The sequence below is a fragment of the Wolbachia endosymbiont of Nasonia oneida genome (assembly GCF_009012935.1).
In the GTDB taxonomy this organism is placed as follows: Bacteria; Pseudomonadota; Alphaproteobacteria; order Rickettsiales; family Anaplasmataceae; genus Wolbachia; species Wolbachia pipientis.
Genome location: NZ_QESS01000019.1, coordinates 2,373 through 12,565, shown reverse-complemented (window position 1 = coordinate 12,565; position 10,193 = coordinate 2,373). Strand labels below are relative to the sequence as shown.

10 protein-coding genes and 1 tRNA gene are annotated in these 10,193 nt (G+C 36.8%); 2 read left to right on the top strand and 9 right to left on the bottom strand.

Annotation, left to right across the window (positions count from 1 at the left end; all coding sequences use genetic code 11):
- On the top strand, positions 1-659 hold a 659-nt coding region (locus DEF52_RS05245; protein ID WP_151808050.1), incomplete at its 5' end, for an Rpn family recombination-promoting nuclease/putative transposase.
- Positions 660-853: 194 nt separating this feature from the next.
- Here the strand turns inward: DEF52_RS05245 and DEF52_RS05240 are convergent.
- The 8 genes from DEF52_RS05240 to rpsD all read right to left on the bottom strand — a co-directional run bounded on the left by DEF52_RS05240 (position 854) and on the right by rpsD (position 5,682).
- Positions 854-1,969, bottom strand: coding sequence for an FtsW/RodA/SpoVE family cell cycle protein (locus DEF52_RS05240; protein ID WP_151808049.1), 1,116 nt, complete (start codon positions 1,967-1,969; stop codon positions 854-856).
- Positions 1,966-2,682 carry a bifunctional demethylmenaquinone methyltransferase/2-methoxy-6-polyprenyl-1,4-benzoquinol methylase UbiE gene (gene ubiE, locus DEF52_RS05235; RefSeq protein WP_151808048.1) on the bottom strand — a complete coding sequence of 239 codons (717 nt, stop codon included), beginning with the start codon at positions 2,680-2,682 and terminating at the stop codon, positions 1,966-1,968. Before ubiE ends, DEF52_RS05240 begins: the two co-directional genes overlap by 4 nt.
- A 53-nt stretch (positions 2,683-2,735) precedes the next feature.
- Complete coding sequence (gene lipA / locus DEF52_RS05230) at positions 2,736-3,599, bottom strand: lipoyl synthase (RefSeq protein ID WP_012673150.1); 864 nt, start codon at positions 3,597-3,599, stop codon at positions 2,736-2,738.
- Positions 3,592-3,906 carry a 50S ribosomal protein L28 gene (gene rpmB, locus DEF52_RS05225; protein ID WP_006279619.1) on the bottom strand — a complete coding sequence of 105 codons (315 nt, stop codon included), beginning with the start codon at positions 3,904-3,906 and terminating at the stop codon, positions 3,592-3,594. The genes lipA and rpmB overlap by 8 nt, the downstream gene beginning before the upstream one ends.
- A gap of 37 nt (positions 3,907-3,943) precedes the next feature.
- Positions 3,944-4,285: a DUF721 domain-containing protein gene (locus DEF52_RS05220; RefSeq protein WP_010082513.1), complete on the bottom strand. Its 342-nt coding sequence runs from the start codon at positions 4,283-4,285 to the stop codon at positions 3,944-3,946.
- A gap of 455 nt (positions 4,286-4,740) precedes the next feature.
- Positions 4,741-4,941 carry a Fe-S cluster assembly protein IscX gene (gene iscX, locus DEF52_RS05215; protein WP_007552114.1) on the bottom strand — a complete coding sequence of 67 codons (201 nt, stop codon included), beginning with the start codon at positions 4,939-4,941 and terminating at the stop codon, positions 4,741-4,743.
- A 30-nt stretch (positions 4,942-4,971) separates the two neighbouring features.
- Positions 4,972-5,058: transfer RNA gene (locus DEF52_RS05210), tRNA-Leu, on the bottom strand.
- Positions 5,059-5,067: 9 nt separating this feature from the next.
- Entirely contained in the window at positions 5,068-5,682 is a 615-nt protein-coding gene (gene rpsD / locus DEF52_RS05205) for a 30S ribosomal protein S4 (RefSeq protein ID WP_010962555.1), read from the bottom strand.
- 113 nt (positions 5,683-5,795) lie between these two features.
- On the opposite strand from rpsD, the gene tkt reads away from it, so the two are divergent.
- Positions 5,796-7,829, top strand: a complete 2,034-nt coding sequence (gene tkt / locus DEF52_RS05200; RefSeq protein ID WP_151808047.1) for a transketolase — start codon at positions 5,796-5,798, stop codon at positions 7,827-7,829.
- Positions 7,830-8,088: 259 nt separating this feature from the next.
- On the opposite strand, the gene DEF52_RS05195 is transcribed toward tkt, so the two are convergent.
- Positions 8,089-10,193 (bottom strand): ankyrin repeat domain-containing protein (locus DEF52_RS05195; RefSeq protein WP_201798890.1); only part of this gene is annotated, 2,105 nt, incomplete at its 5' end.

Genomic DNA, 10,193 nt, shown 5'->3' with positions numbered 1-10,193 from the left:
CTAAGGGAGGGGGTAGTAGTAATACTGCTTCCTTACCTGACCAGCTCACTCGTGATAAAGGCTTTGAAAAACGTGCACAACTTTATGCTGCTAAGGCTTACTCAAGACAAGCTGATAAATCTGGTAAATACGTTGATTTAAAGAAGATTTTCTTTATCGCGATTTCAAATTGTACCTTATTCCCTGATAAGCTTGACTATATATCTAGCCATACAATAAGAGATGAGAAAACCAATGAACATGACTTAAAAGATTTTCAATTTATCTTCATAGAGCTGCCAAAATTTCCTAAGAGTAGAGCAGAACAACTAGAAAGTGTAGTAGACCGTTGGCTATTTTTTTTCAAATATGCAGATGAAACAACGGACGAAGATCTCAGAAAAATTGCGGAAAAATCACCAATAATAAAGCTAGCATATGATGAATTAGATAAGTTTCACTGGAATGAAAAAGATCTAATAGCTTATGAAGAAAGAATAATGGATCTGCGCAAAGAAGAAGCCATTCTTGAATACAGACTTGATCTTGCTAAAGAGGAAGGTAGAAAAGAGAGGGAAATTGAAGTCGCAAAGAATCTACTTAAAGCAGGTGTTTCTTTTAATATTATAGCTCAAACTACTGGTCTTTCTATGAGTGAGATCAAAGAATTGCAGAATTAAGTGTGAATGGTTACGAAAAATATAAGTTTTTGCGATAAACGACATAGTGATGTATTTGTTGTTCAGCATGTCAGTGGAATATTTTCTGAAAAATTTCCACATAACTCTTTCAGATTTCATAATATCTCTTGCCACTCATCTGAACAGATACCCATTTTGGAGGGATACCAATAATAGTTGTGAGCGGTACAAGTTTAGTCCATATACCTTCCAAGCATAACACGCTCACGAAACTTTAATGCGATAGCTTGGTTTCTACTGAAAGACAGCATTATGCCAAGTGCGATGCTCGAAGATAAAAGAGAAGAACCACCATAGCTAAGTAACGGCAGGGTTATGCCGGTGGTTGGAAAAACACTCAATGTTACCCCTATGTTTATTATGAATTGTGTGATGAATTGAATTGAGATACCGAGAATTACCAACAGATTAAATAATTCATTTTCCCTATATGCAACGTAAAGCAAGCGGGCGGAAATGATGCCAAATAACATCAATGTGGCTAAGCACGTAATCAAACCAAATTCTTCTGCTAAAACAGAAAACACAAAATCTGTATGACAATCAGGAAGAGAGGCTTTTACGCTACCTTCACCAGGTCCAACCCCAGTTAATTGACCTCTTTTGAATGCTTCTAATGATTTTGTGACTTGAAAGTTATCGCGCTGCGTAAAAAAGACAAAATTGTAAATCCTTTGCTTTATATGTGGGAGGCATAAGTAAGCTATTGTAGTTCCAGTTGTGGCCATTCCTATTATGCATAGAAAGTATAAAAATGGTATACATGCAATAAACATTTGACCGATAAAAGAATATGTTAAAAGCATAGACATACTGAAATCAGGTTGCAAAAGTAACAACACAAAAACTAACAGAAATATTATGATTGATATGTGTATTTTAAACTTCATTTCGCTGGCCAAGATACTAGCTATAACAACAGAAAAAAATGGCCTTACGAACTCAGATGGTTGAACTGAAATTTTGACAATATGTAACCATCGTTTCGCACCTTTTACCTCTATACCAAGTATTATCGCAGTTGCTACTAAAATAGTAAATAAAGCGAAACCTGCGAATGAGAGGTTAAGTATAGTTCTTGTGTTGAGAAAAGAAAATGTCACCAAGGTAATTAGTGACAGGACTATATAAATTGTATGGCGCCGTATAAAATAATCCTGTGGTAGAAAAAGACGCTGCGCAATTACAGGGCTTGCTGAATAAACAAGAATGAAGCTTATAGTGAGCAAAAAAAACACTGGAAGGATGAGATAATAATCCAGCGTTCTATACCAGAGTTTAATATTCATTTTGTTCCAATGTGTAATGCCACTATTCCATAGCTCATATTATGAAACTCAACATTCTTAAAGCCTACCTCTTCAATTTCCATTTTAAAATCAGCCTGAGTTGGAAATTCTCTGATGCTCTTCACTAAATATTCATAAGAACTCTTGTCTTTAGCAACTATGCTGCCAATTTTAGGAATTACTTTAAATGAATATAAGTCATAAAGTTTGGTAAATATCTCATTTTGATAGTGCATAGGGGCAAATTCTAAGCAGATAAATTTCCCATGTGGTTTTAATACCCTGTGCGCCTCATTTAAAGCCTTCTTGCGGTCAGAAACGTTTCGAATGCCAAAAGCTATTGTGCAATAATCAAATTCGGAGTCTTCAAATGGTAAACTTTCTGCGTTTGCACATACCCAATCAAAATTAATTTGGTTTGAATTTATAGCTTTATCACGTCCTCTGCTTAGCATGTTTTGATTTATATCGCATACTGTAACCTTAGCACTTGGCTCTTTTCTTACTACTCTTATTGCTATATCTCCAGTTCCTCCAGCAACATCTAAAACCTTAGAGTTTTTTGTAAAATGCACACTATTTACCATCTTATCTTTCCATAATCTGTGCATTCCGAGGCTCATTATATCATTCATGGTGTCGTAGCGACTTGCCACGGAATCGAATACCTCTTTAACTAATTGTGATTTCTTCTCGATTTTTATAGTAGACATTACGTAAAAACTCCTTTATAATTAGTAAAAATTAATTTGAATTAACACAAATGTCAACGACAGGCCTTGAGCCTGTTAAAATCTTCTTCAGCGTGGTATGATGACCGAGTTAGTGGGCTTGATGCAACCACTAAGAAACCTTTGGAGTAAGCAATGTATTTATAATGCTCAAACTCTTCTGGGGTAACATACCTATCAAGTTTTGCATGTTTTGGAGTTGGTTGTAGATATTGACCAATTGTAATAAAATCAACCTCAGCACTGCGCAAATCGTCCATAACCTGAAATATTTCCTCTTTTGTCTCTCCAAGACCGACCATAAGCCCCGACTTTGTGAAAACTTTAGGATTAATCTGCTTTACCATCTTCAGCAAATATAGTGAATGAAAATAGCGAGCTCGTGGTCTTATTTTTGCATACAATCTCGGCACTGTTTCAATATTGTGGTTATAGACATCAGGTGATGCAACAGCAATTGCTTCAAATGCTCCTTTCTTATTTAAAAAATCAGGAGTTAAAATCTCTATTGTTGTTTCTGAAGTTATCTTTCTAATTTCTTCTATGCACTGTATAAACTGATTTGCGCCACCATCTGGCAAATCATCACGATCAACAGAAGTAATGACAACATGTTTTAAGTTTAACTTTTTTATCGCTTTTGCTAAATTTTCTGGCTCATGAGGGTCTAGTTTATCAGGAATGCCAGTTGCAACGTTGCAAAATGCACAAGCACGAGTGCAAACAGAACCGAGAATCATTACAGTAGCATGACGTTTATTCCAACATTCACCAATGTTTGGACATGCAGCCTCTTCGCACACTGTATGCAAGTTATGCAGTTTAACGATGTTTAAGGTTTCATTGAATACTTCACCGGTCGGAGCTTTTGCTCTGAGCCATTGAGGTTTGCTATGCATCTGAAACTGCTAACTCTACCTCTTGCTTTACTAAAACTTTTTTCAACCTTCTTTTTATCTTCTGCGCTTTCTCACTTAGTTTAATCGTTCTTGTGTTGAGCAAAAAAGCATCTAAATCACCTTTGTAATCTATAGTTCTCAAAGTTCTTGTTGCCACACGAAATCTAAACTTTTTATTCAATATATCACTCGTCAACGTAACTTTATGTAAGTTTAAAAGAAAGGTACGCTTTGTTTTACGATTTGAATGTGATACCTTATTACCAAAAGATTTTTTTCTATTTGTTAATTCACAAACTCTACTCACTTCAATATACCAAATTATTCTATGTACTTAGATTACCTTATATAGTCAAATAGTCAATACTCTCTTGCTTAATTTTTATACCATATACTGCTTTATAACCAAAAAATATCGTAATTTTTTCTATTATAAGAGAAATCATATGCTGAATTTCCAATGCTTTGCTGCCATTTGTTACTACCAGATGCAACACACCCGAATTTATATTCTGTGCATATGAGATCTTTTTCGGTTTTGTACACTCTGCTATTTCTTTCCCTACTATATTTCGCCAGTTTAAAATAAGACGTATTTCATTTTTACTAATCTTATTTTTCATGCATTTTAATGCATAGTTTTCAATTATAGACTTTAATTTTTTTGGACCGCTACGTTTGAGCATTTTTCTGTTTTTTTAGTAGGTAGATAATATAAAAGTATACATATAACTTGAGATTTTGTCATTACTGCTACATGTTTGTGAGATACCGTGACGGTATGACCATAATCGTCACTCCGCAACGCATATTGCATAGTCGTCATTCCGCGGCGTGTTCGCGGAATCTAGCTCTGGTCACGCTACTTAGATGACAACCTTCTAACTGCTTTACAAAGGCTCTACCCTCTGGCCTCACACCGTAAAAGCAGTATTTTTATGCAAAACTTATCTCAACGTAGCACTTGCCAAGATCGTTCCATTTACCAAATTTTGTGCTGTCATCTTTGCCTCATAATTAACCTTATAGCTGTTTTAATTGTAATTAGTTAAATTATTATTAACTTGCCAGGCTAGATCCAAAAAATAGCATAATCAATATGCAAATTGTAATAGAAATCACGTTTGCGTATGGTTTATTGCTATGCGGTTAATCTTTCCTCAATCCAAGCTGCTTGAATAGCTTCGAGTATTTTTTCGTTACAGCGTTTTTCATCATCATCAAATTCCTCTAAACTCAAGACCTTTTTTTTAAGCTCAGTGAATCTGATACTAATTATATTCTCATTTGGAAATTTTTCCTCCAGAGCTTCCACAATATCTTCTATATCAAGCCATTTCATACTTTTTTGTATTTATCTGCTAAGTTAAATTGGTGCCCATGGGGAGACTTGAACTCCCAAGGTCGCAAAACCCACGGATTTTAAGTCCGCTGCGTCTACCGATTCCGCCACACGGGCTTTTTTTATCTATCTAGAGTAAAACTCTACTACTAAATTGACTTCCATGTCTGCTGAATAAGGAACCTCAGAATATTGAGGTGACCTCAAATACTTCACTGAATGCTCTTTACTATCTGCTTCTAAATAATCCGGAGCCTTGCGCTCTTGTTTTTGTTCAGCCTCTACTACTACAGGGATTTTTGCTGCCCTTTCTCTTATTTTTATTATATCACCTGGCTTCACTCGATAACTCGATATGTTAACCACCTTATCATTAACTGTAACGTGCTTGTGAGATATGAGCTGCTTTGCTGAGTAAATTGTTGGAACAAGACCAGAGTGGTATAAAACAGAACTTAATCTCGATTCTAAGATACCGATAAAATTATCAGCCGTATAACCCTTTCTGTTATAAGCATCTAAAAATGTACGTCTGAGCTGCTTACTTGAAATCGCATAGTAAAACTTAAATTTCTTATGCGCAGCAAACTGCTTACCAAAGTCGGATAACTTCTTGAATCCAAGAATACCATGTTGACCTGGAGGGTATTTCCTTTTGTTTACTGGGTCTTTAGCTCTACCCCATAAATTTACACCAAGTCTACGGCTAATCCTATACTTTCTAGTGATAACAGTTGTCATATAAAAACTCTCACGATTTAACTTTAGATTATTAAGGATTTTAGCACTCAGTGTCAACTTGTTTTTGCTGGTATAATCTTTTATACTTCATTTTTAAGTTTTTCTATTAACACATGAATCATTCACATTTAAAATCTATGGCAAACGCCATCCGTTTTTTATCAATTGATGCAGTACAAAAAGCAAACTCTGGACACCCAGGTATGCCACTTGGCATGGCAGATGTTGCAACTGTTTTGTTTGCTAAATATCTGAATCATAATCCTGATGATTCTAAATGGTTCAATAGAGATCGCTTTGTTTTATCAAACGGTCATGGGTCAATGTTACTATATTCAATATTATATTTGACAGGTTATATTAGCATAGATGAGCTAAAGAACTTCAGGCAAATGGGATCCAAGACCCCAGGTCATCCAGAGTTTGGCTTGACTTCCGGAGTAGAGGCAACAACAGGCCCGCTCGGTCAGGGGTTTGCCGCTGCTGTTGGCATGGCACTTGCTGAATCAATCCTTAAAAAGCAATTCAGAATCAATCACTACACTTACGTAATGCTAGGGGATGGCTGTCTTATGGAAGGAATAAGCCATGAGGTAGCATCGCTTGCTGGGCATCTTAAATTGAATAAGCTCATAGCTCTTTTTGATGATAATGATATCTCTATAGATGGCGCTACTTGCCTTTCCTGCTCTGATGATGTAGAGAAACGCTTCTTAGCGTATGGATGGAATGTTGACAAAATTGATGGCCATGATTTTGATGCCATATCCCTTGCAATAGAGCAAGCAAAAAAGTCTGATAAACCTACAATGATCTGCTGCAAAACTATTATCGGAAAATTTTCAAGCCGTGCTGGCACATCCTCTGCTCACAGTGGTGCTTTTTCGGAGGAAGACATCAAACAGATGAGAGAGAAATTAAACTGGAATTACGAACCATTCCATGTACCAGAAGATATGAAAAATGCCTGGAAGAAAACTGTTGAGAGAGCAAAACAAAACTACACGATGTCATTCCAGCGCGTGACCAGGAAAGAAGAAAAAGAATGGATCCCAGTGTCAAGCACTGGGATGACAAAAAGTGGAGCTGGGGTAACAGGATATCATGTAGAACTTCAAAGACGGTTAGATAAACGTCTACCAGATAATATCGCTGGTGTTTTAGCTGACCTGAAGAAACAAATATGTGAGCTAATGCCAAACGAAGCTACTCGATCTTCTTTTGGTAGGGTAATGGAACTTTTAACACAACATATGCCGGAATTAATCGGCGGTTCTGCTGATCTTACTGGGTCAAATTGCACTAAATATAAGCACATGCAGGTAATAAATAGCAATAATTATAGTGGCTCTTATGTCCACTATGGAGTGAGAGAGCACGCTATGGCAGCATGTATGAATGGTATGGCACTTCACGGCGCAATTCTTCCTTATGGCGGCACTTTTTTGGTATTTTCCGACTATTGTCGTCCTGCTATACGTCTTTCAGCTCTGATGAAGCAGCAGGTTATGTATGTCATGACTCACGACTCAATTGGAGTGGGAGAAGATGGCCCAACTCATCAGCCAATAGAGCATTTAGCTTCTTTGCGTGCTATACCAAATCTATATGTTTTTAGGCCAGCCGATGCAGTTGAAACTCTGGAGTGTGTTAGCATTGCACTCGAAAAGAAAGAATCTCCAGCACTGTTTGCGCTCTCAAGGCAAAATGTCAATTACATGCATTCTGATATCGATCAATCTGCTAATCTATCGAAGTTTGGTGCATATATTTTGTGTGAATGTTCAAAAGAATTAAAAGTGACAATATTTGCCACCGGATCTGAAGTTGAAATTGCAGTTGAAGCAAGGGAGAAATTGCAGGAAAAAGGTATAGGTACAAGGATTGTTTCTATGCCATGCTGGAGGCTTTTTGACGAGCAAAGCGATGAATATAAAGCGGCAATATTAAATAATGACAGCATTAAAGTTGCAATTGAAGCCGGAAGTGAAATGGGTTGGCATAAATATATAGGTTCAAACGGTATATTTATTGGCATGAAAAGCTTCGGAGAATCAGCACCTTATAAAACACTTTATGAGCATTTTAATATCAACGCTGATCATGTGGTAAAATGTGTGTGTGAGAAGTTAGGTTGCATTCAGTAAACCTCTTGCATAACCATATGAAAGCCCACTCTTCTTTGTCATTCCAGCGCGTGACGTTATTTCCATCCAAGATGGTGTCATTCCAGTGCTCCTTTTTTTGTCATCCCAGTGCGTGACACTGGGATCTAGCCTTTATTATTTGGTTGAAATTAAGTCTTCTGGATCCCAATGTCAGCTACTTTCATGACATCATCATAAAGTAAAATGAGATCCCAGTGTCAAGCACTGGGATGACACCTTTTCCGGTAGAAGATCACTATCAAATCACATTGCTCTGGTCATTATGATCACCATTATTTTGTTCAACTGATTGATCGACCCCAGGTGAAGAAGAATCATCATAAGGTTGTGTGTCAGACTTTTCTTCGTCAGACCCAAACAACCATGAAAAAAAACCACCAAAAAATGATGCAATTAATGAAAAAGGCTTCATAAGTATACTAAACAAACTACCAAAAAAAGAGCTCGGCTGTTCTTCTGTTTGTGCAGGTTCTGTGGGAGCAACAGGCTGTACACTTCCGGTTGTTACATCAGTTCCTTTTTCTCCATTGATGTCTTGCTCTCTCTGTGATTGATTTGAATCTTCCTCCTCTTCTTCTTGAACCCCTTCACTATCTGTCGATGATCCACCCGCTGAACCATCATCAGATTTTTCTGCGGGTTGCAATAGAGTTTTTATTCCTTCATCAGTGGCTAATTTGAAAGGAGTATTTCCATCTTCATTTTCTATATTAACATCTGCTCCTTTTTTTATTAAGAATTTTACTGTTTCCGCAGAGGCGTTTGCTGGACGATCTGCATAACCCATAAACACTTTATTTTTTGTAGCAAAATGTAAAGGAGTCCATAGATCGTTATCTTGTATATTAACATTCGCTCCTTTTTCTAATAAAAGTTCTGCTATATCCGTATAACCTTCTCTAGCAGCCCAATGCAAAAGAGTATGTCCATATGAATCTACTGCATCAGCATTTGCTCCCTTGTTTAATAAAGCTTTAACTATATCTTTATGGCTACTATTGTAATTATATTCCATCATACTCTGAAGAAGTGATTCCATTACTGTATCAACCTTTGCTCCATTATTTAATAAAACTTCAGTTGCATCTTTATGACCATAGAAAGCAGCTTTAAACAAAGGAACCATTCCATTTTTATCTGCTATATTAACATCTGCTCCTGCTTTTATTAGGGCGTCTACTATTTCTTTATGGCCACTTGCAGCAGCTTCAAATAAAGGAACCATTCCATTTTTATCTGCTATATTAACATCTGCCCCTGTTTGTATTAGAGCTCTTACTATTTCTACATTGCCCTTTATAGCAGCAAAATGTAAAAGAGTTTTTCCATCGTTGTCTATTGAATTAACGTTTACTTTTTTACTTAATAGACTTTGAACTTCCTCATAATTATCACTTTTAACGGCTGAATACAAAGCTTCGATGTCCTTTTGCGTTTCTTCTAGAATTTTTACTATATGTTTCCCGCCTTGTTGAGAGGCAAGATTTAAAGGAGTGCTGCTAGTATTATCTAGTGGAATAACATAAATTCCTTTTGCTTCTAATAGAACTGTTACTATTTGCTGATCGTCAGTTTTAGCGGCTTCATGTAAAGCAGTCCTTCCATTTTTATCTGCTATATTAACATTGATCCCTTTTGCTTCTAATAGAGCTTCTATTATACTTGTATCGAGTGGTTGCGTTTTGTTGGCTTTGTCAACAGCAACATGTAAAAGAGCGCGTCCATTTTCAGACTGTGCATTAACATCTGCTTTGTTATCAATTAAAAGCGAGACCATATCTTTGTCTCCTTTGACAATAGCATGCCGTAAAGGAGTAAATCGGTTTCCATCTAATGCATTAACATCTGCTCCTTCGCTTATTAGACGCTTTAATCCATCAATATCACCTCTTTCAACAGCCTCAAATAAAGCAGCATTTTGTGGAACTTGGCTTTCTTCTTCATCATCTTGCAATACTGGACTAGCATCATCAGATTCTTCTGCGGATTGCAATAGAGTTTTTATTTCTTCATCAGCGGCTAAACCTAAAGGAGTATTTCCATTATCATCCTCTGCATTAACATTTGCCCCTTTGTCCAATAGATCTTTTACTATCTCTGCATGGCCATTTTCAGCAGCCCAATGTAGAGGAGTCTTTCCATCATCATCTACTGCATTAACATCTGCCCCTTTATCCAATAGAGCTTGCACCACCTGCTGATAACCACTTTCAGCAGCAAAGTGTAAAGGAGTCTTTCCATCTTTATCTTGTGCATCAACATCGATCCCTTTTACTTGCAGTAGGGCTTCTGCTACTTCTTTATGGCCATTTTCAGCAGCCCGATGTAAAGGAGTCTTTCCAT

Excerpts from the sequence above, each read along its gene's own strand:
- DEF52_RS05240 (WP_151808049.1), bottom strand. The coding sequence starts at position 1,969 with ATGAATATTAAACTCTGGTATAGAACGCTGGATTATTATCTCATCCTT.
- ubiE (WP_151808048.1), bottom strand. The coding sequence starts at position 2,682 with ATGTCTACTATAAAAATCGAGAAGAAATCACAATTAGTTAAAGAGGTA.
- lipA (WP_012673150.1), bottom strand. The coding sequence starts at position 3,599 with ATGCATAGCAAACCTCAATGGCTCAGAGCAAAAGCTCCGACCGGTGAA.
- DEF52_RS05220 (WP_010082513.1), bottom strand. The coding sequence starts at position 4,285 with ATGCTCAAACGTAGCGGTCCAAAAAAATTAAAGTCTATAATTGAAAAC.
- iscX (WP_007552114.1), bottom strand. The coding sequence starts at position 4,941 with ATGAAATGGCTTGATATAGAAGATATTGTGGAAGCTCTGGAGGAAAAA.
- rpsD (WP_010962555.1), bottom strand. The coding sequence starts at position 5,682 with ATGACAACTGTTATCACTAGAAAGTATAGGATTAGCCGTAGACTTGGT.
- tkt (WP_151808047.1), top strand. The coding sequence starts at position 5,796 with ATGAATCATTCACATTTAAAATCTATGGCAAACGCCATCCGTTTTTTA.